Source organism: Dyella koreensis, assembly GCF_044904565.1.
Taxonomy (GTDB): domain Bacteria; phylum Pseudomonadota; class Gammaproteobacteria; order Xanthomonadales; family Rhodanobacteraceae; genus Dyella_D; species Dyella_D koreensis.
The window spans coordinates 514,955-541,908 of record NZ_JADIKD010000010.1 but is presented as its reverse complement, the minus strand read 5'-3'; the positions used below and the strand labels follow the sequence as shown (position 1 = coordinate 541,908).

Genomic DNA, 26,954 nt, shown 5'->3' with positions numbered 1-26,954 from the left:
TGATGGTTTCCCCCTGGAGCGCTTCGCTTTGACTGTTCTCCTGCAGGGATTTCGTGGCCATCGAGCAATGTTTTTCCTTTCCCGTATTTCGAGCCCGAGCGGTTTTTTTGGAGATCCCCATGAACAGGATTTACAGCAAAGTATGGAGTGCCTCGCTTAACCAGCTGGTGGTCGCTTCGGAGTTCGCTGCGTGTCGTAGCGGCGGCGCGGTCGACCGGCGTGGAGGACGTCATCGGCTATCCCCCGGCCGACTTGCCCTCGGCATTCTGACCGGGCTGATGGCGCTGGGCGGGGCGGGATGGGTTGAGCAAGCGGATGCGCAGGCTGTGGATTGCAGCAATACGCCCTGGAACGTCTACAACGGCACCGCTTCGTGCATGGGTCTTCAGTCTGCTGCCAGTGGTACTGGAGCCACCGCGATAGGATCGCTTGCGCACGCCAACGTATTGGGTGCATTGGCGGTTGGCTACAACTCGCTTTCCACCGGACAGAACGGCGTAGCCCTGGGCTTCCAGGCCTATACCAGCGCCATCAATTCCGTTTATCTGGGTGCACGTACCGCCAACGGTACCGGCGCGCTCGCAGGCGGTGCGATCGGCATTGGCACCGATGTCACGGCTTCCGGCGGCAACGCCATTGCCATCGGAACCACTTCGATCAGTGCCAGCACCAATAGCGTTGCTCTTGCCAACAGCAGTTCGGTGGATGCGAACTCGGTCAACAGCATCGCTATGGGTTATGTGGCCAAGGTCGTCAACTCCAACAATGCCGTGGCTATCGGCTCGGGTTCGATCGTGAGTGGGGGAACTCACGCGACGGCTGTCGGCTGGCAGGCCTATGCGACGGCTCTCAATGCGGTCTACCTAGGCGCGCGCACTGCCGGAGCCGGCGCATCAGCCGAGTCGGCAGTTGCCATAGGCACGGATGTGAGCGCGTCGGGCACCTATGCGATCGCCATGGGCCTGCAGGCGAACGCGAACCAGGCCAATGCGGTGGCCATTGGCCATCAGTCCGCCGCCACTGGCCTGGCTTCTATCGCGATCGGCGGTGATGGCACCGCGAGTGCCGCAGCATCGGGAAACAATTCGATTTCGATCGGCTCGGAGTCGACTGCGTCAGGAAATCGCTCCACTGCCATGGGCTTTCTTGCCCAGGCGAGCAATACGCAGGCCCTTGCACTCGGCGATGGCGCGAACACTTCAGCTACGCAGGGCGTCGCCTTGGGCGCGGGCGCGGTGAGTTCAGGAACGAGCGGTTCGACCGCCGTGGGCGCCAGTAGCACGGCTAGCGGCACCAATAGCGTGGCGGTAGGCGTATTCTCCAGCGCCACCGGTGCTACTTCCGCAGCTTTTGGCCCTGGAGCGAAAGCTGCCGCCAGTCGCGCCTCGGCATTCGGCCCATCGGCCCAGGCCAACGCAGCTTCCACGATGGCTCTCGGCGACACCGTTACGGTCGCTTCAACGGCAGGCACCGGTTCCATCGCCGGTGGCCACAACTCGCAGGTGACCGGCGGTACCGGTGCGATCGCGCTGGGCGAAGGACAGACGGCCAACGGCAACGGCGCGGTGGCGATCGGCGATCCGAACACTGCGCTCGGCACAGGCGCAGTGGCGATGGGTTCCAACAACCTCGCGGCGGGCGACACGGGCGGCACCACGCAGGCGAACGGCGCTGTCGCTATCGGCAATACCAACCAGGCCATCGGCCAGGGTTCGGTGGCGCTCGGCAATGCGAGCAAGGCATTGGCTGCCGGTGCATTGGCTTTTGGCGATACCGCCACGGCGAATAATGCGAAGGATGTGGCGCTGGGCTCCGGCTCGACCACCGCGGTCGCCGTCGGCACACCGAACTACACCATCGCCGGTACCACCTATAACTTCGCCGGCACTACGCCAAACAGCACGGTGAGCGTGGGCGCATTGAACGCCGAGCGCACCATCACCAATGTCGCGGCCGGTCGTATCAGCGGCAGCAGTACGGATGCGATCAACGGGTCGCAGCTGTATGCCGTGACGCAATCGATCCAATCGATCGCGACGGGTGTGATGCCCCATTACATGAGCATCAATGACGGCGGTACGCAGCAGGCCAACTACACCAATGGCGGCGCCACGGCCCCCAACGCGATCGCGATCGGCCCCGGTGCCGGCGCCACAGGTACTTATGCCACCGCCATCGGCATGAATGCCAAGGCCAGTGGTAATTGGGCGACGGCGCTCGGCCAGAACACCAACGCGGCGGTGCAGACGGCAACGGCGCTCGGTGCGGGCAGTGCTGCCGGCGCAAACTTTGCGCTCGCTACCGGTTTCCAGGCCACTGCGAATGGTGCGAACGCCTCAGCGGTTGGCTTTCATGCCAACGCTTCGGCCCAGAACGCTGTGGCGATGGGCAACGGTGCTGCCTCGTCCGCGGTCGACAGCATCGCCATCGGTACGAGCGCTGTTTCCACAGGGCCGTCAGGAGGCGCCATCGCCATTGGTCCCAACGCCAATGCGTCGGGTTCTTTCACCACAGCGATCGGCATCGGTGCAACGTCGAATGGTGACTGGGCAACCAGCCTCGGCCAAGGAGCGAATGCGTCAGTCCAGCAGGCAACAGCGCTTGGCGCGAGCAGCAATGCCACCGCCAATTTTGCGCTCGCGACCGGCTTTCAGGCCTCTGCCACGCAAGTCGCCGCCACGGCGCTTGGCTTCCACGCCAACGCTTCTGGCCAGAACGCTATAGCGATCGGTAATGCGGCCACTTCGTCGGCGACCAATGCGACCGCGATCGGCAATGCCTCGCAGGCACTGGCTGCCTCCACGGTAGCCTTCGGCGATACCAACACGGTTGCGGCAGGCGCCGGCAGCGGCTCCATCGCCGGCGGCCACAACTCGCAGGTAAAGGGAGGTACGGGCGCTGTCGCGCTGGGCGAAGGGCAGACCGTTACCGGCAACGGTGCGGTGGCAATCGGTGATCCGAACACCACCAACGGCAACGGCGCCGTGACGATGGGTGCGAACAACGTTGCGGCCGGCGATACCGCCGGTACCACGGCGGCGGCAGGCGCGGTGGCGATCGGCAATAGCAACCAGGCGATCGGACAAGGCTCGGTCGCGCTGGGCAATACCAGCAAGGCGCTGGCGGCCGGCGGAGTGGCATTCGGTAATGCAGCCACCGCTACCAACGCCAACGACGTCGCGCTGGGTTCGGGTTCGACCACCACCACAGCGGTAGGCACGCCGAGCTATGTCATCGGCGGCACCACGTACAACTTTGCCGGTACCGCGCCCACGAGTACGGTGAGCGTGGGCGCATTGAACACCGAACGCACCATCACCAATGTGGCGGCGGGCCGTATCAGCGGCGGCAGTACGGACGCGATCAACGGTTCGCAGCTCTACGCGGTGACGCAGGCGGTGCAGTCGCTCGCGTCCAATACGCCACTTCACTACTACAGCGTTAATGATGGTGGCACGACGGGAGGCAACTACCTCAATGACGGCGCGACCGGCTCCAATTCGATGGCAGCAGGCATCGCGGCCGCGGCGTCGGGCAGTCAGGCCGTAGCGCAGGGCTATCAGGCGAATGCTTCGGGCGGCGATGCCATTGCGCTCGGCACCCGCGCCAACGCTTCGGCCGTCAGCAGCACCGCGATCGGAGTCAATGCCACCGCATCGGGAGCCAGCGGTTCCACGGCGGTAGGCGCCTTCGCCAATGCCAGCGCCACGAATAGTCTGGCGCTCGGCGAATTCGCCAGCGCGACTGGCGTGGGTGCCTCGGCCGTCGGCCCCGGCGCGAGCGCGGCGGCGGCGAATGCCACGGCGCTCGGCAATCTCTCGCAGGCGCTGGCGGCATCGACGGTGGCACTGGGTGATAGCAATACCGTTGCCGCCGCGGCCGGTACCGGTTCCATCGCCGCCGGCCATAACTCGAAGGTGCTGGGTGGCACCGGCGCGGTGGCGCTGGGCGAGGGGCAGACCGTCAACGGCAACGGTGCGGTGGCGATCGGCGATCCGAATTCGTCGATCGGCAACGGCGCCGTCACGGCGGGTGCGAATAACACGTCCAACGGCGATGGCGCCGTGGCGATCGGTAACGGTAATAACGCGCAGGGCACGGGTTCGGTCGCGCTGGGCAACGCCAGCAGCGCGCTGGCGGCTGGCGCGGTCGCGTTCGGCAACGGCGCCTCCGCCACCAACGCCAGCGATGTGGCACTGGGCTCCGGTTCCGTCACCACCACGGCAGTAGGCACGCCCAGCACTGTCATCGCCGGCACCACCTACAACTTCGCTGGCATCACGCCAAACAGCACGGTGAGCGTGGGCGCGGGCGGTGCAGAGCGCACCATCACCAATGTCGCTGCCGGCCGCATCAATGGCGGCAGCACGGATGCGATCAACGGCTCGCAGTTGTACGCCACCAACCAGGCCGTCGACAGTCTGAGCAACGTCGTTACTGCCAACGCGACGCACTACTACAGCGTCAACGACAACGGCACGCACGGCGGCAACTACACCAACAACGGCGCGACCGGCATCAATGCGCTGGCGGCGGGCGTGGGAGCCGTGGCAACCGCGGACAGCAGTACGTCGCTGGGTCAGAACACAAACGTCTCGATACTGGGTGGTGTGGCACTGGGTTCGGGCGCCGTATCCAACCGCGCGATCGCGCCGAGTTCCGGCTCGATCATCGTGGGCACCAACGTCATCCCGTACAACACGACGGACCGCAACCTGCTCGGCGCCATTTCGGTGGGCAATGCCACCGACTTCCGCCAGATCACCAACGTGGCGGATGGCACGGTGGACCAGGATGCGGTGACCTTGCGTCAGCTCAAGGGCGCGATGAGCTCGTTCTCGGTTACGCCGATCAAGTACTTCCACGCCAACTCCGCCGCCACCGACTCCGCAGCGATTGGTGCGGAATCCGTCGCCATCGGTCCGCAGACCACGGTCAATGGCGACAACGGCATCGGCCTTGGCAACGGTGCGATCGTGCAGCAGACAGCGCCGGGTGGTACCGCGATCGGCCAGAACGCCACGGTGAACCTTGCCGATGGTGTGGCACTCGGCACCAATGCCACATCCAACGGCATCCAGGCGATGGCCTTGGGCGCAGGCACGCAGGCAGCGTTTGCGGGCAGTGTGGCGCTGGGTGCGGGATCGAAGACAGACGCGGCCGTAGGCACGCCCAGCACCGTCATCGCTGGCACGACCTACAACTTTGCGGGCACGACGCCGGGTTCCACCGTGAGCGTAGGCGCGCCAGGTGCGGAGCGCACCATCACCAACGTGGCGGCCGGACGAATCAATGGCGGCAGCACCGATGCCATCAATGGCTCTCAGCTGTTCGCGACCAACCAGGCCGTGGACAACCTGAGCAACGTCGTCACCGCCAACGCGATTCACTACTACAGCGTCAACGACGGTGGCACACAGCAGTCCAACTACGCCAACAACGGCGCGACAGGAGTCAACGCTGTCGCGGCTGGCCCCGGCTCGCTGGCGGCTGGCGCCGGCTCGGTCGCTGTCGGCCACAACTCGCAGGTGCAAAGCGGCATCGGGGCGGTGGCCATCGGTGAAGGCCAGACGGTGAACGGCGATGGCGCCGTCGCCATCGGCGATCCGAACACTGTCACCGGTACGGGTGCGGTAGGCATGGGCGCCAACAACACCGCCAACGGCAATGGTGCGGTCGCGTTGGGTAACGGTAATAACGCGCAGGGCGCGGGCTCGGTGGCGTTGGGCAATACCAGCAGCGCGCTGGCGGCAGGCGCCGTGGCGCTTGGCAACGCGGCGAAGGCTAACAACGCCAACGACGTGGCGCTGGGCTCCGGCTCCACTACCGACACCGCGGTGGGCACGCCCAATGCGGTGATCAACGGCGCCACGTACAACTTCGCCGGTACGACACCGACCAGCACGGTGAGCGTGGGCAGCCTCGGCAACGAGCGCACCATCACCAATGTGGCTGCCGGACGCATCAACGGTGGCAGCACCGATGCGATCAACGGCTCGCAGCTGTTCGCGACCAACCAGGCTATCGGCACGGTGGGCAGCACGGTGACCAACCTGGGGACCACGATCGCCAACAGCTACGGCGGCAATACCACCTATGACCCGACCACCGGCACCTTGAACACCAGCATCACCTATGCCGGCAACACGTACAGCTCGCTACAACAGATCTTCAACCAGATCAGCGGCGTGGTGGACGGTGCCGGCATCAAGTATTTCCACGCCAACTCCACGCTGGCCGACTCGACACCCAATGGCTTGAACAGCGTGGCGATCGGCCCGGTCTCCGCCGCCAATACGCAGGACGCGGTATCGATCGGCAACGGCGCTACCGCCGGGAGCAACGTCGGCGACGTGGCGCTGGGTGCGGGCAGCGTTACCGGCACCGTGGTCAAGACTGCCAGCGGAACCATCGCTGGCAATACGTACAACTACGCTGGCACCACGCCAAACAGTACGGTGAGCGTGGGCGCGACGGGTGCCGAACGCACCATCACCAACGTGGCGGCGGGCCAGGTGAACGGAAACAGCACGGACGCCATCAACGGCTCGCAGCTGTTCGCCACCAACCAGGCTGTGGACAATCTGAGCAACGTCGTTACTGCCAACGCGACGCACTACTACAGCGTGAACGACAACGGCACGCACGGCGGCAACTACACCAACAACGGTGCGACCGGTGTCAATGCGCTGGCGGCAGGCGTGGGTGCCACCGCGACGGCGGACAACAGTACGTCGTTGGGCCAGAACACCGGCGTCTCGGTACTGGGTGGTGTGGCGCTGGGTTCGGGGGCGGTATCCGATCGCGCGATTGCACCGGCCTCGGGTTCGATCCTGGTCGGTACCAATGTGGTCCCGTACAACACCACGGATCGCAACTTGCTGGGTGCCGTATCGGTAGGCAACGCCACCGACTTCCGTCAGATCACCAACGTGGCGGACGGCACGCTGGATCAGGATGCGGTGACGCTGCGTCAGCTCAAGGGCGCGATGAGTTCGTTCTCGGTCACGCCGATCAAGTACTTCCACGCCAACTCCACCGCCTCCGACTCGCTGGCGGCGGGTGCGGAATCGGTGGCGGTCGGTCCCAAGACCACAGTGAACGGCGACAACGGCGTTGGTATCGGCAACGGCGCGATCGTGCAGCAGACGGCACCGGGTGGCACGGCGATCGGCCAGAACGCCACGGTGAATCTTGCCGATGGCGTGGCGATGGGCACCAACGCCACCTCCAACGGCATCCAGGCGATGGCCTTGGGTGCAGGCACGCAGGCGGCGTTTGCAGGCAGTGTGGCGCTGGGTGCGGGATCGAAGACGGATGCGGCGGTGGGTACGGCGAGCACTACGCTCGCCGGCACGACCTACAACTTCGCCGGCACGACGCCGGGTTCGACCGTAAGCGTGGGTAGCGTGGGTGCGGAGCGCACGATCACCAACGTGGCGGCCGGCCGCATCAGCGGGAGCAGCACGGATGCGATCAACGGCTCGCAGCTGTATGCCACCAACCAGTCGCTGGCATCGCTGTACACGCAGTTCAACAACCTCTCCACCGTCGTCAAGAACCTGCCGCCGGGTGGTGGTGGCACGGTGAACAACATCAACACCTACCAGACCAGCCCGGACAACAACTCCAACGCCTCCGCCACCGGCAACAACTCGACCGCGGTCGGCGCCGGCTCGACGGCCAGCGGCGACAACAGCGTAGCGGTCGGCGCGGGTTCGGTGGCTTCACAGGCCAATTCGGTATCGGTGGGCTCGGTGGGCCACGAGCGCACGGTCACCAACGTGGCCGCTGGCACGGCCACTACGGATGCGGCGAATGTGGGCCAGTTGAACGACGCGATCGCAGCCGCCAAGAACTGGTCCAAGGACTACGTGGATCAGCGTTTCCAGACGGTGAACCGCGATCTCAACCGCATCGGCAACCGCGCCAACGCAGGCATCGCTTCGGCGATGGCGATGGCGAGCCTGCCGCAGGCCTACCAGCCGAACCAGAGCTCGGCGGCGGTCGCGGTAGGCAGCTTCCACGGCGAGTCCGGTGTCGCCATCGGCGTATCGACCATCACCGAAAGCGGTCGCTACGTGTTCAAGCTCAACGCTACGACCAATTCGCGCGGCGATACCGGCGCGGGCGTCGGCGCAGGCGTGGTGTGGTGAGCGCGGGCATGTCCATGCACAGCATTCAAGGAGTTCAATTCATGCGTACACATGTCAAAGCCATCATCGCGGCCTCGATGGCGCTCGCGCTGGCTGCTTGCGGCAACGTCAGCCACGACGTGGCAAAGGACGGCCACAACGCCGGCGAACTGGTGTGGCCGGCGCCGGACAGCGTCACCCCCATGCACAAGGGCGGCACCTTCCCCAACCTGAGCAATCTCCGGCAGGTGAGGTCGGGGCTCAACAAGCAGCAACTCTCCGACCTGATCGGCTATCCGCATTTCAGCGAAGGCGTGTGGGGCGTGCGCGAGTGGAACTACGTGTTCAATTTCCGCAAGCCCGGCAGCGACGAAGTAACGGTGTGCCAGTACAAGGTGCTGTTCGACGACAACAAGCTCGCACGCAGCTTCTACTGGAAACCCGAGTCGTGCGCGGCCCTGCTCGCCGAACCGGCACCGGCCGCACCCACAGCCGCGCCCGCGCCGAGCAAGTCGCGGGTTCTTTCCGCCGATGCCTTGTTCGCCTTCGACAAAGCAACGTTGACTCCGGCTGGGCATCGGGCACTGGATGACCTGGCGGCGGAGCTGCACGACCAAGGCGACAAACTGCACAGCGTGCGCATCGCAGGCTACACCGACCGTCTCGGTGGCGAGGCGTACAACCAGAAGTTGTCGCAGCGTCGCGCCGATGCCGTGATGAACTACCTGGTGGAGCAGGGCGTGCCTGCCGGACGTATCCACGCCGAAGGCCATGGCGCTTCCGACCCGGTGAAGGATTGCCCGGATGGTCCGCGCACGCAGCTCATCGCCTGCCTGGCGCCGAACAGGCGTGTGGAAGTGAAGATCGATAGCGGGGATTGAGAAGGTTGTGCTCCCTCCCCTGCGAGCAGGGGAGGGTTGGGGAGGGGTAAGTACTTGAGAATGCGTTCGGGAGAGGTTGTCTCAAGGGCTTACCCCCTCCCAGCCTCCCCCTGCTTGCAGGGGGAGGAGCAGGGCAGGTTCTCGTTCTCCCAGGTCAGTCACTCTCGGTCAGGAGGCCTGCGGCAGGTAACTGGACCTGGCCGCCGTCATTCCCTGTTTCACTTGCAGGGTGATCTCATCGGCCAGCACTTCATCCAGACCCGATTCGAGTCCGTCGAGCGCACGTTTGACGACTGCTTCCGGACTGGACTTCGGGACATCGAATCCGTGCGTAAGGTCGGTATCGACATAGCCCATATGCAGCGCCAGCACCTGCGTCTTCTGCGCTGCCAGTTCGTTGCGCAAGGCATTAGTGAGCGACCAGGCGGCCGACTTGCTCGCCGAGTAGGCGGCCAGCTCACCGCTGTTTAGCCATGACGCGACCGACAACACGTTGAGCAAGGCACCGCCACCGTTGGCCTGGAGAATCGGCGCAAAGGCCTTGCTCATGCGCAACATGGCGAAGAAATTGGTTTCGAAGATGCGCCGCGCGACATCTTCGCTGTCCGCTGCAAGAAAGCCACCTGGTTGTGCGATGCCGGCGTTATTGATCACCAGCGTCACATCCGACGCCAGTTCAGCGGCGGCCGTCACGTCATCTGGTTTGGTGACGTCGAGTTGCAGGGGATGAACACCGGACGGCATGGCCGTCGCAGGATTGCGCACACCGGCGTAGACCTTGCGGGCGCCGCGGGCGAGGAGCGCGCGCGTGAATGCCAAGCCAATGCCGCGATTGGCTCCGGTGACAAGAGCAACAGCGTTCTCAATCTTCATAGGAAACTCCGGGGATGGGGGAGACGGGCTCACTTGATCTTGACGACGACTTTGCCCTTGGCGCGGCCGGCCTCGACGTAGGCCAGGGCCTCGTTGGTGGATTCGAATGGAAAGACGCGATCAATGACAGGGCGGATAGCCCCGGCCTCGATCAGCTGAGTGATCTCGCGCAACTGGTATCCGTTGGCGCGCATGAAGAGGAATGAATATTTCAGATCGCGACGGGTCGCTTTTTTCCTGACCCCGGAACTCAGCAGGCGGGCAATGAGGCCCACGTACCATGGCGCGCCGATGCCTTTTGCGAATGCGGGATCGGGAGGGCCGGAAATTGAAATGAGTGTCCCGCCGTGCTTCAACACGCGCAGAGACTTGTCTAGCGCCGCCGCATCCTGGCTATGCAGGACCACATCGTAGTTTTGCAGCACTTTCTCGAAATCGTCTTTCTTGTAATCGATGACGACGTCCGCGCCGAGGCCCCTCACCAAATCGATGTTGGCACTACTCGTGGTGGTGGCCACCGTGGCTCCGATATGTTTGGCCAACTGAATGGCGAAGCTGCCGACGCCGCCTGATCCCGCCTGGATGAAAACCTTCTGCCCCTTCTTCAGATGGGCTCTTTCGACCAATGCCTGCCAGACCGTCAGGCCGACCAGCGGGACCGATGCCGCTTCTTCCATGGTGATGTTCTTGGGCCTGGGGGCGACATCGTTTTCGTTCACGGCAATGAACTGCGCAAACGTGCCGATGCGGTGATCGGGTGGCCGCGAATAGACTTCGTCGCCTACTTTGAACTGCTGGACCCGCGACCCGACCCGAGTCACGACACCGGCCACGTCATGGCCCAGCACAAGCGGCATGCGGTAGGGCAGGATCAGTTTGAATTCGCCGCTTTTGATCTTGGAATCCAGCAGGTTCATACCCGTGGCGTGGACCTCGATCAACACATCGTCGTCCCGTAGCTCAGGCAGCGGCAGTTCGCCGAGCCGCATCAACTCCTTCTTGCCGTACCGATCGGTGATGAATGCTTTCATGATGTTTTTCCTGGCAGCGCCGCATCGAGCCGCAGATCTCTTCGAATCCCGGCATCCACCAGGCGAGGCGGCGCAAATCGGCGAAGGAGCTGCAGGCCTCGCGCCCGCCCGCCGGCTGTGTATCGGAGCTTCGGGTTGGCTGCGAGAGCGGCTCGCAGCACGGCGTCGGCGACAACATCAGGTTTGTCTCCGGTCTCGACAAGCTCTTTCATCTTTTTCACCAGGGACACACGGATCTCCCGGTACTCCTCGAGCTGAGAGTCGGGCTCCAGGGCGTTCGCGTCGAACTGCGTGCTTGTGTTTGCGGGCTCGATGACCGAGACCCGGATGCCTCTCGTGCGCAGCTCATGGTCGAGGGATTCCGAATAACCTTCGACCGCGTGTTTGGTTGCGACGTAGAGAGCCATATACGGCATGGGCAAGAAACCAAATATGGAGCCAATATTGATGATCCGGCCACCCCCTTGGCGTCGCATATGGGGTACGACCGCACGGGTCATCCGGACCATGCCGAAGAAGTTTGTATTGAAGATTGCTTGCGCCTGTTCGATGGAGCTTTCTTCTGCACCGGCCGGCGCAACGCCGAAGCCAGCGTTATTCACTAGAAGATCGATATGACCTTCCAGTCGAATCACTTCTTTGACTGTGGCGTCGACTGACTCGTCGCGAGTCACATCCAGCGGCAACATGGCGAAGGGTTGCGGGTTGGCCTGCGCTCCACGTCTGCTAGTGCCATAGACCGTGTAGCCCGCGATGGTGAGTCGCTCTGCCGTGGCTTTTCCGATGCCCGAGGATGCCCCCGTGACAAGCGCGATGGATTTCTGGGATTTCATGGGAGAGCTCTTCAGTGAGTGGTCGCGAAACCAGTGGTGGTGATGGCTATGCAGTAGCTGTTGGATCTGACTGGCTGTGTTGCTCGTTGCGTGCCTGTGATATGATGATCATCATATTCTTGGTCGAATAAAAACGCCGTTGCGGGTGTACGCATTCAGGCGCAAGCGGAGGTGAGGTGTTTCAACGCTGCCTTGAGCAGCGCGTCGGAAAGCTTGGGGTCGTCGACAGCGCGCGCCATGACCAATGCGCCAACCATCGTGGCGGCAGTGACCAGCGCGTGCTCATGCGCGCCGGGCTGTCCCCAGTCGGGAGATTGACGGGCAACCACATCGATCATTTCCTTGATGCGTCGCGTCGCCGCTCGCCGCACCTCCGGCGCCTGGCGCGGCATTTCCGAGCCAAGGGCAGCAACCGGGCAGCCGGCTTCCGGGCTATTGCAGTGTTCTTTCGATAAATAGGCACGCAGCAGCGACTGCAGCCCTTGCTCGGGTGGCGCGCTGGCGGCGATGCGCGTCGACGTGGCGACCGCCTCGGCACCGGCGCGATCCGCCGCCTCGGCGAGCATTGCCTCGCGCGAAGGGAAGTGAGCATAGAAACCGCCATGCGTGAGGCCGGCCTCTTTCATGATGTCGGCGACGCTGGTGCCGTCATAGCCACTGCGGCGGATCGCGCGGGCAGCGGTCTCGACGATGCGTTCGTGCGTCGCTTCTTTGGATCGGGCGGGAGGTTTTTGCATATGATAAGCATCATATGGTCTTTGCCGCCGATTGCAAGGGACATGACGGCCTATGCCGGCCTCCCCAGCCTCCCCCTGTTCGCAGGGGGAGGCACAAGGCGCTTCTAGAACGAATACTTCGCCGTCAACAACGTCGTCATCCCCGAATCAACCACATCGGAGATGGCCAGGTTGTTCCTGCCCACATGCGACCAGTAAGAGTAGTTCTTGGTCAGGTTGGAGATGGACAGGTCCACCTGGATGCCATGCGGAAAGGCGTAGCCGGCGTGCAGGTCGACGCGTGCCGTCGGGCGGATCCAAAGATTGTCCCAGGACGCGCCCTTGCCGAAGTAGTCGTAGGTCGCCACGTAAGACCCGGCGTAGTGGTAGCTCAGGTTCACCGAGAAGCCGTTCTTTTCGTAGAACAGTTCCGCGTTGCCCATCAGCTCGGGAGCGTTCTGGATGCGCTCATGGCGGAAGCCATCCATGCCCAGATCCACCGAGGTCCACTGGCGCGTCGCGTTGAGGCCCACGCCGAAGCCGTCGAACGGCGCCGGCATATCCTGGAACTTCTGCCGCACCGCGGCTTCCACACCGTAGACCTTGCCGTCGCCGCCGTTCTGCGGCTTCACCGTCCTGATGAAGCCGGCGTCACTAGTGCCTGCGTTCACCGGGTTGCTGCCCGATTCGTAGATGTAGTTGGAGAGCTGCTTGTAGAAGCCGGCGAGCATGGCGTGGCCGCCGTGCTGGTTGCTCCACTCGCCGGAGAGGTCGATGTTGAGCGACTTGATCGGCTTGAGGTCGGGGTTGCCCTGGGTGATGGTGGTGAGGCCATCGGCCGAGACGCTCACCTGCGATCCGCCGCCCAATTGGACGAATGCCGGCCGGGTGTAGCTGGTCCAGATCGAACCGCGATAGACGGCGCCGTCGCCATCGCGGTAGTTCACGAACACGCTGGGCAGCGGTTCGTCATAGTGCGTGTGGTTCTGGGCGAAATGGCCGGGGATTTCGTTGCCGGTGGCGTCCTGTGGGATCACCCAGAACGTATTGCGGATATCGGTATGCTCGAAGCGCAAGCCCGGAATCACTTCCAGGTTGCCCCATTTGAAGGTAGCCATGGCGTAGGCCGCGGTCACGGCTTCGCGGGCGCGCTGGGTGTTGCAGTTCCAGTTGTTGACGTAGAGATCGCTGCAGGTGTCGAGGTTCGAAGCGGTGACTCTCGACGCGATCAGGCGCTTCAGCGCACCCTGGTCGATCTGCGGCACGGTGTAGTTGTACACGCCCGGAAATACCGAGGCGTAGCTGCCGTCGATCAGGCCGAGTGAACCAAAGCTGCGGCCGTCGTTGAACTTGGACGTGGTCCAGTCGCGATTGGTGAACTCGCGATGGCTGTCGCTGTACTTCAGGCCCATCTGCACGGAAGTCAGCGGACCCTCCTCGAAATCGTAGCGCGCGTCGAACTTGGCGCCACCTTTCTCCTGGCCGCTGTAGGACTTGGTCAGCTGACCGGCGCGACGCGCATACATCGTCGCCACGCTGTTGAGCTGAGCGTTCATGGCCGGCGTCAGCATGGGGTAGGGCAGGTTGTCGGAGCCGTAGCTCATCACGGTGCTCGCGCCGTAGGGGAAGTTGGCCGAGCTGTACTGGTCGTTGCGCGCCGAGATCTCGACGTGGTCCGGACGGTCGTTGTCGCCAAAGCTGTAGAACAGGCTCGGCGACAGGGTCCAGCCGCCGATTGTCTTGTCGCCGCCGACCTGGAAGGTGGCGAGATCGGCCTTCTCCGGGTTGGTCTCGTACCAGAAGCGGGTGGCGATACGGCCGATCACCGGCTGGTAAAGGCCGGTGTTGCCGATCGGCGCGTAGCTGACGTTGGCCGGAATGATCTGCAGATAGGTGGTGTTCTGCGCGGTCTTGGCGTAGCCGTAGGTGGCGCGCGCATAGAGGTTGAGCGTGTTGTCGACCTTCCAGTCCAGCGACACGTTGCCGCCGTAACGGCGGGTGTCGCCCGAGGAGGTGCCGATATTCATGCCGGTGCTGATGAGGTTGCGCGCCGGGTCGTAGCCCGGTGCGCTGGCGCCGGAGGCCGTGGTGCGCGCGAACTGCCACGCGCCGTCGTTCACCGCCGAAGACGCCGCCGCGGCTTCGCTGTTCACGTAGCTGCGCTTGTCGTAGTAGGCGCTGGCGTAGATGCCGAACTGATGGTCCTGGCCGAACTTGGTCTGGAATTCACCGGCCAGGCCGCCGCCCAGACCGTTGTCGCCGTAGTCGCGGGCGCGGCTTTCCAGGCGGCCACTGGCGGTGACGCTGCCGCTGCTTGGCGCGCTGAAGTCGAAGGCCGTGGGCGTGCGGAAATCGATGGTGCCGCCGATCGCATCGCCATCCATGTCGGCGGTGGAGGTCTTGTTGAGCACGATGGTCTGCAGGCCGGACGGCGGCAGCAGGCTCAACTGCACGCCGCGGCTGTAGGCCATACCTTGCGCCACGTTGACGCCGTTGATGAGGTTGACGTTGTACTCCGCATTCAAGCCACGCACCGACGTGAACATGCCTTCGCCGCGCGATGCGCCATCGATGCCGCCGAAGTACGACTGCCCGGTATTGAACACATTGACGCCGGGCAACAGGCCGAGCGCTTCCGCCACGTTATGCACGGCGGTGTACTTCAGATCATCCGCCGACAGCACGTTGACCGTGTTGACCGCGTCCATCTGGATCTGGCTGGCGTCGTAGCGGTTGGCCGCCACGGTGATCTTGGCCAGGGTGGTGGCTGGTTTGCCGGATGCCTGGTCTGCAGGGGCGTTGGTGGTGTCGTCGGCGTGCGCCGCGGGAATCAGAGCAAGGCTGCTGATGGCGGCGGCAATGGCGTACGCCAGCATATGTTTCTTCGTTCGGCACATCTCAACGCACTCCGTGAAAGCTCAATACAGGGACGGGAATCGATCGGCCGCAAATTGGCGGGGCCGAGGAAGCCGGCGAAAGTAGTGAGGCTGCGTGAAGGTTCGATGGCAGTGGTATGAAAATCGAAAAGGATGCGTTCATCGTTTAGACGTCTAAACGATTTCCGTTTGATTCATCGAAACGTCACATAAAACCACTATATAGATCGATTGAAATCGAATTCCATATCCTCCGCCAAGGCACATCTTGGCGCGCATATCCATGCAAAGAGCCAGGCGATGCCAGACAAGTACGCATTGACGAAGCGGTGTGCGCCATTCGTGTGCCATGTTTTGGCGAAGCGCATGTTCATGGTGTGGTTTGCGTTGTTCGCATCGCACGCGATGGCGGCGGAAGTGCCGCCGCTGGGGCTTCATCAGCTGCAGTACATTGGCAGCCACAACAGCTACCACGCAGGCTTGGCCGCCGGTGAAGCGGCTGTATGGAAACGCGTCGATCCCGCCATGTCTGCCATCCTCGATTACGCGCATCCGGCGCTCACGCGGCAGCTGGACGACGGGGTGCGGCAACTCGAGCTGGATATTTATGGCGACGCGAAGGGAGGTCGCTATGCGCATCCGGCCGGTATCGAACTCGTGCGCAAGGCCGGGCTGCCGGCCGATCCGCCGTTCGCCGATCCCACCGTCATGCAGCGACCCGGCTTCAAGGTCATGCATATCCAGGATCTCGACCAGCGCAGCAACTGCCAGCCGCTTACTGCTTGCCTGACCGAAATCCGTTCGTGGTCGCGCAAGCATCCCGGGCATCTGCCGCTATTCATCCTGTTAGAGACAGTGCAGGCGCCGTTGCAGATGCCTTTCACCACCGTCGTGCCGGAGCCTTTCGATGGCAGGGCGCTTGACGCATTGGATGCCGAGATTCGTTCGGTGTTTCCGCGCGGCGAGTACATCAGCCCCGATGACGTGCGCGGCGATGCGGCCACACTCAATGCAGCCATTCTCTCGCGCGGCTGGCCGAGTCTTGCCAGCGCGCGCGGCAAGGTGATCTTTCTGCTCGACCAACGCTCGGTGGGGCCCGCCTACTTGAAGGGCCATCCTTCGCTGCGCGGCCGCGTACTGTTCACCAATGCCGTGCCGGGCGAGGACGACGCGGCGTTTACCGAGCTCAACGATGGTGACGCTGCCCACATCGCCAGTCTTGTTCGAAAGGGTTATCTCGTGCGTACTCGTACGGACGCTGACCTCAAGGAGCCGGCGCGCAACGACACCACACGCCGCGACGCGATGCTGGCCAGCGGCGCGCAGATCCTCAGTACCGACTATCCCGAGCGCGAACCCGCGGCTTCCGGCTATGCGGTCGGTTTCGGTGGCCGGCCGGCGCGCTGCAATCCGCAATTCTCGAAAGCGCCTTGCTCGGTCGCCGATCTCTCGCCGTGATTGCGCTTGGTGCCGTGACGCCCGCACGACGCGGCCGCGCATCTCCCTTGGCCATTGACCAGAACATCCTCATGCGTTTGCGCCGTTGCCTGCCTGTTGTTTCGATCCTGCTCGCCATGGCGGGCATCCCTCTCTGCGCTACGGCCGCACAGGCCACGGAAGGGATGCAATTGGAGCGTGTCGTGTTGCTGTATCGGCACGGTGTGCGTACTCCGCTGCCGGGTGAGATTCAGCTCGACGAAGCGCGCGGTAAGCCATGGCCGACCTGGTCACAGCCACCGAGCGAATTGACGCCGCATGGCACCACCGGCGCCCGTTTGATGGGCGTCTATGACCGGCGTCGCCTTGCCGACTCGGGCCTGTTTCCGGCGCGTGGTTGTCCAGGGAAGGATCAGCTGTGGTTCTGGGCCAATACCGATCAGCGCACGATCGCCAGCGCCGGCGCCCTGGCCGAGGGCTTTGCGCCTGGCTGCGCCATCGCGGTCGGCCATCTTCCGCAGGGCAGCGAGGATCCGCTGTTCCACCCCATCGAAGCTGGCGCCACCGCATGGAATGCGGCAGACGCAGTCGCCTCTATCCAGTCCGCCACTAACGGCCCGGATGCACTCACTGCGCCGCACGCCGATGCGCTGACCACCATGGCCACGGTCATGGGCTGCGGTCGTGACAACGATCCCGACTGGTGTTCGCCCGCCCACTGGCGCGGCAGCTTGTCGCTATCGCCGGATAAGCAGCACATGGTCCTGAGTGGCCCCATTGCTACGACGTCCGGAACCGCCGAGGCGATCCTGATGGCGTATGCGGAAGGGCGCTCGATGCAGGACGTCGGTTGGGGGCGTACCGATGCCTCACGGCGGGAACAACTTTCACAGTTGCACGCACTGCTGTTCGAGATCTACGCGCGTCCCGATTACATGGCCGATCGCGTCGCCTCCGTCATGAGCCGGCGCATCATCGATCTGCTGCAGGACGCCAAGGCGCCACGCCTCAGTGTGATGGTCGGCAGCGACAACAACATCGTCGCGTTAGCCTCCGTGCTCGGGCTGCATTTCAAGATGCCGGGTTACGCCAAGGACGATCCGCCGATCGGTGGCGCCCTCGGTATCGAGGTGTGGCGGGAGCGATCCAGTAACCGACGCCAGGTGCGCGTGTTCTATCAGGCGCAGAGCCTGGATCAACTTCGCCGGCTCCAGGCGAAAGATGGATCGGTCGAACCTTTCACGCTTGATCTGCCGCTCGATGGATGTACCGCCGATCGCCATGGCTGGTGTCCATTGGAGAACGTGGTTTCCCGTTTGCGGCGGGCGTCAGCACGTGCCCGGTAGCCTGCGCGCGCGACGCTGGCGAATGCATATCGCCGCTTCGCCGATCTGATCTTCCAAAAATGATGCACTGCAATGGTGCAATCTTTCTTGCCGCGCACTGCCTTTGGTGCACGAAAGGCGGCTTTGCCAACTGACTTTCCCCGAGAAACCGCGCCACGGAAGGGATTCTGTGGATGGCATGCATGTTGCAAAGCAGCATCATGGGGCGGGCTAAAGGTCGGCGATAAGCGATGCCGTTAGAGCGCTTACCGCTTCGTCATCTTCGCGGGGAGGGGACATGTCGGGCAAAGCGACGCGGATCGAATTGTTTCAGTGGCGCACGCCACCCATGCGCGCGTTCCATCTCAGCTGGCTGGCGTTCTTCGTGTGCTTCTTCGCCTGGTTCGCCGTGGCGCCGCTGATGCCATTGGTGAAAGACGAGTTCCACCTCAGCGCGGATCAGATCGCCAACATCAATATCGCTGCCGTCGCCGTCACTATTTTTGGACGGCTGTTGATCGGCCCGTTATGCGACAGCCTGGGGCCGCGTCGTACCTATACTGGTCTGCTGTTGTTGGGATCGTTGCCGGTGTTCGGCATGTTGCTGGCGCGCGACTACACGTCTTTCCTGCTGGTGCGCATGGCGATCGGTATCGTCGGCGCGGGTTTTGTGGTCACGCAGTACCACACGTCAGTGATGTTCGCGCCCAATGTCGTGGGCACGGCCAATGCGACAACGGCTGGTTGGGGCAATGCCGGTGGCGGCGCGGCGCAAGCGGCCATGCCATGGGTGCTTGCAGGCCTGGTTGCGCTGGGCGTGAGTAGCGGCCTGGGGTGGCGGGTGGCGATGCTTGTTCCGGCCGTGTTGATGGTGGTCGTGGGCGTGCTGTACTGGAAGTACACGCAGGACTGTCCACAAGGCGATTACCGCGAACTGCGCAAGCGCGGTATCGCCGTAAATAGTGGTAAGGGCGGTGGCTGGAGCGCGTTCCGGCTCGCTGCGCGCAACTATCGCGTCTGGATGTTGTTCGTCACTTATGCCGGCTGCTTCGGCATCGAATTGTTCGTGCATGGCGTGGCTGCCGGCTATTACGTGGACCGCTTCGGACTAAACCTTCGTTCGGCGGGACTGGCGGTAGGCTGCTTCGGGCTGCTCGCGTTGTTTGCGCGCGCATTGGGTGGTCTGGCGTCGGATCGCCTCGCGCGCAAACACGGCCTGCCGGCGCGCGCGCGACTGTTATGCATCCTGATGCTGGTGGAGGGCGTGGGTCTGCTGTGGTTCTCGGGAGCGCAGGCAGCCAGCACCGCCGTGGCCGCCATGCTCGCCTTTGGGCTGTGCACGCATATGGCCTGCGGCGCAACTTATGCCTTGGTGCCTTTTATTGATCGCAAAGCGCTCGGTGGCGTTGCCGGCATCGTCGGCGCCGGGGGCAATGTGGGGGCCGTCGCTGCGGGTTTCCTGCAGAAAGCCACCGGTTCGGTGCAACACACCTTTATGTATCTGGGCGGTTTCGTGATCGCTGGTTCGCTGTGCGCGCTCGCCGTGCGCTTCAGCCATGAGCACACGGCCCACGAAGAACGGCTTTACCGGGAATCCTTGCAGCAGGGGCGTGCCGACGCATCGGCGCCTGCTGCGCTGGCAATCGACTGACGGGGCGGGGAGGCCATCGAGATGGCGCTGAAGCTTGTCGTGATCGGCAATGGCATGGTGGGGCACAAGCTGCTGGAAGAATTGGTGGCGCTCCAGCTGCATGACCTGGATATCACCGTGCTGTGCGAGGAAAGCCGCCCGGCCTACGACCGGGTGCACCTGTCGGAATTCTTCGCGGGCAAGAACGCGGACGATCTCTCGCTGGTGACGCCTGGATTCTTCGAGCAGCCGGGCCTGCATCTGCGGCTCGCCATGCGCGCCGTGCAGATTGATCGCGCGTTCAAGCGTGTGACGACGGCCGACGGTGAAGTCATCCCTTACGACAAGTTGGTGCTGGCCACCGGCTCGACACCGTTCGTGCCACCGATTCCCGGCAACGATCGGCCGGGCTGCCTGGTCTATCGCACGCTCGACGATCTGGATGCACTGACCCAGTGGGGCGCGCGTGCCCGGCATGGCGTCGTAGTCGGCGGCGGCCTGCTCGGGCTGGAGTGCGCCAAGGCGCTGCGCGATATGGGGCTTGAGACCCATGTAGTGGAATTCGCGCCGCGCCTGATGGCGGTGCAGGTGGACGACATCGGCGGGCAGATGCTGCGGCGGGCCATCGAGGATCTCGGTCTGACCGTGCATACGGGAAAGAACACACAGGCCATCGTCGACGGCGAAACGGCACGCCATCGCATGACGTTCGCCGACGGCAGCCATCTCGATACCGACCTCATCGTGTTCTCCGCCGGTATTCGCCCGCGCGACGAACTGGCGCGCCAGAGCGAACTGGGCGTGGGCCAGCGCGGCGGCATCATGGTCGATAACTTCTGCCGCACGCGCGACCGCGATGTCTATGCCATCGGCGAGTGTGCGCTATGGGGCGGGAAGATCTTCGGCCTGGTGGCGCCGGGCTACGAAATGGCACGCGTGGTGGCCAACCATTTGCACGCCTTGCTTACGCGTAAACCAGCGCCGAGCCTGCCCGAGTTTGCCGGGGCCGACATGTCCACCAAGCTCAAGCTGATGGGCGTGGATGTCGCCAGCATCGGCGATGCCCACGGCGCGACGCCGGGCAGCCGCAGCTACCAGTTCAGCGACGAGCGTCGGCAGGTCTACAAAAAGCTGGTGGTGTCCGGGGACGGCAAGCGGCTGCTGGGTGGCGTATTGGTAGGCGATGCCGCCGAGTACGGCACGTTGCTGCAGATGATGCTCAACGGCCTGGAACTGCCTGAATCGCCCGAGTTCCTCATCCTTCCTTCGTCCGACGGCAAGGCCAGGCCGGGGCTCGCCATCGACGCGTTGCCGGCTGCCGCGCAAATCTGTTCGTGCAACAACGTGTCCAAGGGGCAGTTGTGCGATGCCGTCATCGCGGGCGCCACGTCGATCGGCGCTCTCAAAGTCGCAACGCGCGCAGGCACGACTTGCGGCGGCTGCGTGCCACTGGTCACCCAGGTGATGAAGGCGGAGATGAAGCGCCAGGGGCTGGCGGTGAACAACCATCTTTGCGAGCACTTCGCCTACTCGCGCCAGGAGCTGTACCACCTGGTCCGCGTGGAGCGCATCCGCCGCTTCGATGAACTGCTCGGGCGCCATGGCCATGGCTTGGGCTGCGATATCTGCAAGCCTACCGTGGCGAGCATCCTGGCCTCTTGCTGGAACGAGTTCGTGCTGCAGAAGGAGCATGCCTCGCTGCAGGACTCCAACGATTACTTCCTCGCCAATATCCAGAAAGACGGCAGCTACTCCGTCGTGCCGCGCATGCCCGGTGGCGAAGTGACGCCCGACGGATTGATCGCTGTAGGCCAGGTGGCCAAGAAGTACGGCCTCTACACCAAGATCACCGGCGGCCAGCGCGTGGACATGTTCGGCGCGCGGCTTGAGCAACTGCCGCTGATCTGGGAGGAGCTGATCGCCGCCGGCTTCGAATCGGGGCACGCCTATGGCAAGTCGTTGCGTACGGTGAAGTCCTGCGTGGGTTCCACCTGGTGCCGCTATGGCGTGCAGGATTCGGTCGGCACCGCGATCGATCTGGAGAACCGCTACAAGGGTTTGCGTTCGCCGCACAAACTGAAATTCGCCGTGTCCGGCTGCACCCGCGAGTGCGCCGAGGCGCAGGGCAAGGACGTGGGCGTGATCGCCACCGAAAAAGGCTGGAACCTTTACGTGTGCGGCAACGGCGGCATGAAGCCGCGCCACGCGGAACTTTTGGCAGGCGACCTGGATACCGCCACTTTGGTGCGTTACATCGACCGTTTCCTGATGTTCTACATCAGCACCGCCGACCGGCTCCAGCGCACCAGTGTGTGGCGCGACAACCTGGAAGGCGGCATGAATTATCTGCGCAGCGTCGTCATCGACGACCGGCTGGGCATCGCCGCTGAGCTGGAGGCGCAGATGAAGCTCGTGGTGGATACCTACGAGTGCGAGTGGAAGCGCGCCGTGAGCGATCCGGAAACGCGTCGCCGTTTCCAGCACTTCGTCAATAGCGAGGCCAGTGACGACCACGTCGTCTTCGTACCGGAACGCGGGCAGATACGCCCGGCAACAGCGGAAGAGAAACGCGGCGGAAAGGCCCGCATACCGGTCACGGTACTGGCGGAGTGATGACGATGAGCCATAGCGAATGGACTGCCGTTTGCGGCATCGACGATATCGTTCCCGATACCGGTGTGTGCGCGTTGGTGGACGGCGAGCAAGTAGCCATCTTCCGCGTCGGCGAGGGCGACTTCTACGCCATCGCCAATATCGATCCGCATTCGCAGGCCGCCGTGTTGTCGCGCGGGCTGGTGGGCAGCCTGGGTGAGCGCATCGTGGTGGCGTCGCCGATCTACAAACAGCACTTCGACCTGCGTAGCGGCGAATGCCTGGAATCAGCGGAACATGCCGTGCGCACTTGGCAGGTACGCTTGCAAGATGACCGCGTGTTGGTCAGGCGCGGTAGTCAATGAGTGGAAAGCGGTCAAGGGCGACGCTGATGAAGTATCGCCATCGTCACCCACCCTGTCTGTTCGCAGGCCGCAGGGCCGTCGGCGAAGGCAGACTGGTGGTCTGTCGAGACGGCGGACCGAAGGCATGCGAACAGACAGGGTGGGCCCCACGTATAAAATTTAAGGATGGGGTGATGCCTGGAAGGCTCGCAGGCCGCGCCGCGCGGCTTGCCAAGACGGCCAGTCTTCTCTGCGCCACGCGGCGCGGCCTGCGAGCCTTCCAGGCATCATGACGATGGCGATACTTCATCAGCGTCGCCCTCGGCTAGTTGTCATCGGCAACGGCATGGCCGGGATCCGCACGGTGGAGGAACTGCTGCAACTCGCGCCGGACCTGTACGACATCAGCGTGTTCGGCGCCGAGCCCTACGGCAACTACAACCGCATCATGCTCTCGCTGCTGCTCAGCGGCGAGAAACATGCGGACGACATCATGCTCAACGTGCCGGAGTGGTATGCCGCGCATGGCATTGCGCTGTACGCCGGTGATCCGGTGGTGGCGATCGACCGGGTGCGTCGACGCGTGCGGTCGCGCGCGGGTGTCGAACTCGCTTATGACCGGCTGCTGATCGCCACCGGCTCGCAGCCGGTGGTATTGCCGGTGGCGGGTAATGACTTGCCGGGCGTGGTCTGCTTTCGCGGCATCGACGATGTGGAGCGCATGGTGGCGGCTTCCGATACCTACCAGCGCGCTGCGGTGATCGGCGGCGGCCTGCTGGGCATCGAGGCGGCCAATGGCTTGTCCCGGCGCGGCATGCAGGTGAGCCTGATTCATCGCAGCCATGTGTTGCTCAACCAGCAGCTCAACGCCGACGCGGCGAAATTGCTCGGCAGCAACCTCCAGGCGCGAGGCCTCACGCTGCGTCTCGATGCGGATACGGTTTCGCTGTACGGCCGGGAGCGCGTGGAAGGCGTGGCGCTGGCCGATGGCAGTCGTATCGATGCCGACCTGGTGGTGATGGCGGTGGGTGTGCGTCCCGATATGGCGCTGGCGCAATCGAGCGGTATCTATTGTGAGCGCGGCATCGTGGTCGACGACACCTTGCAGACCTACGATCCGCTCGTCTACGCGGTAGGCGAGTGCGTGCAGCACCGCAAGGCAACCTTCGGCCTCGTGGCGCCTGCGTGGGAGCAGGCGCGGGTATGCGCCGCGCATCTGGCGCGTTTCGGGCATCGCCGCTATCGCGCGGGGGAAAGCGCAACCCGCCTGAAAGTCACCGGTATCGACCTGTACTCGGCGGGTGACTTCATCGGCGGCGCAGGCACCGAGGATCTGGTGTTGCGCGATCCGCGCCGTAGCATCTACAAGCGGCTGGTGCTGAGGGAAAACCGTCTCGTCGGTGCGGTGCTGTATGGCGATGCGAAGGATGGCGGCTGGTATTTCGAGCTGATCCAGAACGGCACCGACATTGCGCCGTGGCGTGATCGCTTGCTGTTCGGCCGTAGTTATTGCCAGCCATCGGCTGCGGGAAGCACCGGAGTGGCGGCATGAGCGGCGCGCTCGCCACCACCTGCCCGTATTGCGGCGTCGGCTGCGGCGTACTTGCCAGCGCCGGTGCCGATGGTGGGGTGAGCATAACGGGCGATCCCCGGCATCCCTCCAATCTCGGCCGGCTGTGCGTGAAGGGTGCCGCGCTGGGCGAGACTCTGGATCTGCAGGGGCGTTTGCTCCACCCCATGCTTCGCGAACCGGGCGGTGCGCTACGGCGAGCGGATTGGAACGAAGCACTCGATCGCGTGGCCAATAGCTTTCGCCAAGTTATCGATAGCCACGGCCCGGATGCGGTGGCCTTCTACGTGTCCGGCCAACTGCTGACCGAGGACTACTACGTCGTCAACAAGTTGGCCAAGGGATACATCGGCACCGCCAACATCGACACCAATTCGCGCCTGTGCATGTCCTCGGCGGTAGCAGGACACAAGCGCGCATTCGGCGAGGACATCGTGCCGGGTTGTTATGAGGATCTGGAGCAGGCCGAACTTATCGTGCTGGTCGGCTCGAATACGGCGTGGTGCCACCCGGTCATCTTCCAGCGCATGGTCGCAGCCAAGGAGCAAGGCGCAGGTGTGCGCATCGTGGTCATCGACCCGCGTTTCACCGCGACCTGCGAATCGGCGGATCTGCATTTGCCGATCAAGCCGGGCACCGATGTCTGGCTGTTCAACGGCCTGCTGTCGTTCCTGTTCCGGCATGGTGCGATGGACGCCGCCTTCGTCGATGCACATACGAAAGGGCTGGTGGAGGCATTGGCGGCGGCCGACGCCGATGCCGGCGACCCCGCCGAGGTGGCGCGCATCTGTGGTGTGCAGTTGGCCGACTTGCTGACCTTCTACCGCTGGTTCGCACGTCACGAGAAAACCGTCAGCCTGTTCTCGCAGGGCGTGAACCAGTCGTCCAGCGGTACGGACAAAGTCAACAGCATCATCAATTGTCATCTGCTCACCGGACGTATCGGTAAGCCGGGGAGGGGGCCGTTCTCGATCACGGGGCAGCCCAACGCCATGGGTGGCCGGGAAGTGGGCGGGCTGGCCAACATGCTTGCCGCGCATATGGAGCTGCACGACACCGTGCATCGCGACATCGTGCAGTCGTTCTGGGATTCGCCGCACATCGCCTCCCAGCCAGGACTGAAGGCGGTGGAACTGTTCGATGCGGTGTTGCAGGGCAAGGTAAAGGCACTGTGGATCATGGGCACCAATCCAGTGGTGAGCCTGCCCGATGCCGATGGCGTGAAGCGTGCGCTGGAAGCGTGTGAACTGGTGGTCTGCTCCGACATTGTCGAAGCGACGGACACTAATGCGTTCGCCCATGTGTTGCTGCCTGCGCTTGGCTGGGGCGAGAAGAACGGTACGGTGACCAGCTCCGAACGGCGCATCTCCCGCCAGCGGCCCTTTCTTCCGGCGCCGGGCGGAGCGCGAGCCGACTGGCAGATCATCTGCGACGTTGCACAGCGGATGGGCTTCGGGCGTGATTTCCAGTTCGGTGGACCACGCGATATCTTTGTAGAGCACGCGCGGCTGACCGCTTTCCGCAATCATGAACCGCAAAGCGACGGCTTGCCGGCGGCGCAGCGGCAGCTCAACCTCGGCGCGCTCGCCACACTAAGCCAGCAAGATTACGACGCCCTCGTGCCGGTGCAGTGGCCGGTGACCGACGAGGTAAGAGGGTCGTCGCGCATGTTTGCGGACGGTCGCTTTGCGCACAGCGATGGCCGCGCGCGCTTCATCGCTACACCCGGACGCGCACCTGCGCATGCGCCCGATGCCGAGTATCCGCTCGTGCTCAATACCGGCCGCGTGCGCGACCAGTGGCACACCATGACGCGCACCGGAAAATCTTCCCGGTTGGCGGGACATGTCAGCGAGCCGTACATCGACATGCATCCGCATGACGCGCTGCGCTTCGGCGTGCGCGAAGGCGAGCTGGCGCGAGTGCATTCGCGCTGGGGGGCAATGGTTGCGCGCGTGCGCCATGGTGGCGGCATCCTCGTTGGCCACGTGTTCGTGCCTATTCACTGGAACGACCAGTTCGCCTCCGATGCGCGTGTCGGCGGGTTGGTCAATCCGGTGGTGGATCCTGTTTCCGGCGAGCCGGAGTTCAAGCACACGCCGGTGATGGTGGAGCCGTTCCCGGTGCGCTGGTATGGGTTTGCGTTCGGCCGGCGGCCGTTTCCGCCGGCCGGGCCGAGCTATTGGACGCTCATCCGTGGCGAGCGTTTTCTGCGCTACGAGATCGCTCATCGCGATCGGCTGGCGGATTGCGGGGCCTGGGCGCGCGCGTGGCTTGGCGTCGACGATCCCGACGCCGACTGGCTGGAGTACGAAGACCGCAGCAGTGGCGTCTATCGTGCCGCCTATGTGATCGACGATCGCATCGAAGCGTGCATGTTCCTTTCCGCACGCCAGGACCTGCCGGCGCGCCAATGGCTGGCCGGCCTTTTTGCGCTGGACCGGCTCGAGGAAAGCGATCGCATCGGCCTGCTGGCCGGCGAGCCACCGGATGCTGGCGCCGACAGCGGACCCATCGTGTGCTCGTGCTTCGGGGTGGGGCGCAACACCCTTTGCGCAGCGATTCGCGAGCAGCGGCTGGAAACGCCTGCTCAGATCACCGCCAGCCTGCGTGCGGGCGGCAATTGCGGCTCCTGCGTACCGGAGTTGCGGCAACTGATTGTCGAGATGCACGCGGAGGCGAGCGCGTGAAGCGATGAAGCCATCACCGAG

General features: G+C 63.9%; 14 protein-coding genes. 9 read left to right on the top strand and 5 right to left on the bottom strand.

Features of this window, described 5'->3' with window-relative positions; genetic code table 11:
* Positions 1 to 119 precede the first annotated feature (119 nt).
* Both ISS97_RS11935 and ISS97_RS11930 read left to right on the top strand, forming a co-directional pair.
* Positions 120 to 8,156: an ESPR-type extended signal peptide-containing protein gene (locus tag ISS97_RS11935; RefSeq protein WP_379986439.1), complete on the top strand. Its 8,037-nt coding sequence runs from the start codon at positions 120 to 122 to the stop codon at positions 8,154 to 8,156.
* Between the two features lie 41 nt (positions 8,157 to 8,197).
* The gene (locus tag ISS97_RS11930) at positions 8,198 to 9,016 is read left to right on the top strand and encodes an OmpA family protein (protein WP_379986441.1); all 819 of its coding nucleotides are present in this window, start codon (positions 8,198 to 8,200) and stop codon (positions 9,014 to 9,016) included.
* A gap of 168 nt (positions 9,017 to 9,184) precedes the next feature.
* Here the strand turns inward: ISS97_RS11930 and ISS97_RS11925 are convergent, their stop codons facing one another.
* From ISS97_RS11925 to ISS97_RS11905, 5 genes are all read right to left on the bottom strand, one after another.
* Positions 9,185 to 9,889, bottom strand: a complete 705-nt coding sequence (locus ISS97_RS11925; protein ID WP_379986442.1) for an SDR family oxidoreductase — start codon at positions 9,887 to 9,889, stop codon at positions 9,185 to 9,187.
* A gap of 29 nt (positions 9,890 to 9,918) precedes the next feature.
* Positions 9,919 to 10,920, bottom strand: coding sequence for an NADP-dependent oxidoreductase (locus ISS97_RS11920; RefSeq protein ID WP_379986443.1), 1,002 nt, complete (start codon positions 10,918 to 10,920; stop codon positions 9,919 to 9,921).
* Complete coding sequence (locus tag ISS97_RS11915; protein ID WP_379986445.1) at positions 10,917 to 11,753, bottom strand: oxidoreductase; 837 nt, start codon at positions 11,751 to 11,753, stop codon at positions 10,917 to 10,919. The genes ISS97_RS11920 and ISS97_RS11915 overlap by 4 nt, the downstream gene beginning before the upstream one ends.
* A gap of 155 nt (positions 11,754 to 11,908) precedes the next feature.
* The gene (locus tag ISS97_RS11910) at positions 11,909 to 12,490 is read right to left on the bottom strand and encodes a TetR/AcrR family transcriptional regulator (RefSeq protein WP_379986447.1); all 582 of its coding nucleotides are present in this window, start codon (positions 12,488 to 12,490) and stop codon (positions 11,909 to 11,911) included.
* A 104-nt stretch (positions 12,491 to 12,594) separates the two neighbouring features.
* The gene (locus ISS97_RS11905; RefSeq protein WP_379986449.1) at positions 12,595 to 15,345 is read right to left on the bottom strand and encodes a TonB-dependent receptor; all 2,751 of its coding nucleotides are present in this window, start codon (positions 15,343 to 15,345) and stop codon (positions 12,595 to 12,597) included.
* Positions 15,346 to 15,717: 372 nt separating this feature from the next.
* Here ISS97_RS11905 and ISS97_RS11900 point away from each other — a divergent pair, with 372 nt between their 5' ends.
* The 7 genes from ISS97_RS11900 (at position 15,718) to ISS97_RS11870 (ending at position 26,933) form a co-directional block, all read left to right on the top strand.
* Complete coding sequence (locus ISS97_RS11900) at positions 15,718 to 16,803, top strand: phosphatidylinositol-specific phospholipase C1-like protein (RefSeq protein ID WP_379986884.1); 1,086 nt, start codon at positions 15,718 to 15,720, stop codon at positions 16,801 to 16,803.
* A 71-nt stretch (positions 16,804 to 16,874) separates the two neighbouring features.
* The gene (locus ISS97_RS11895) at positions 16,875 to 18,128 is read left to right on the top strand and encodes a histidine-type phosphatase (RefSeq protein WP_379986450.1); all 1,254 of its coding nucleotides are present in this window, start codon (positions 16,875 to 16,877) and stop codon (positions 18,126 to 18,128) included.
* A gap of 277 nt (positions 18,129 to 18,405) precedes the next feature.
* The gene (locus ISS97_RS11890) at positions 18,406 to 19,758 is read left to right on the top strand and encodes an MFS transporter (protein ID WP_379986451.1); all 1,353 of its coding nucleotides are present in this window, start codon (positions 18,406 to 18,408) and stop codon (positions 19,756 to 19,758) included.
* 21 nt (positions 19,759 to 19,779) lie between these two features.
* Entirely contained in the window at positions 19,780 to 22,350 is a 2,571-nt protein-coding gene (gene nirB / locus ISS97_RS11885) for a nitrite reductase large subunit NirB (RefSeq protein ID WP_379986452.1), read from the top strand.
* A gap of 5 nt (positions 22,351 to 22,355) precedes the next feature.
* Entirely contained in the window at positions 22,356 to 22,694 is a 339-nt protein-coding gene (nirD, locus tag ISS97_RS11880) for a nitrite reductase small subunit NirD (protein WP_379986454.1), read from the top strand.
* A 274-nt stretch (positions 22,695 to 22,968) separates the two neighbouring features.
* Positions 22,969 to 24,225: an NAD(P)/FAD-dependent oxidoreductase gene (locus tag ISS97_RS11875; RefSeq protein ID WP_379986456.1), complete on the top strand. Its 1,257-nt coding sequence runs from the start codon at positions 22,969 to 22,971 to the stop codon at positions 24,223 to 24,225.
* Positions 24,222 to 26,933 (top strand): molybdopterin-dependent oxidoreductase, encoded by a 2,712-nt coding sequence (locus ISS97_RS11870; RefSeq protein ID WP_379986457.1) that lies wholly within the window; start codon positions 24,222 to 24,224, stop codon positions 26,931 to 26,933. Before ISS97_RS11875 ends, ISS97_RS11870 begins: the two co-directional genes overlap by 4 nt.
* The last annotated feature ends 21 nt before the right edge of the window (positions 26,934 to 26,954 follow it).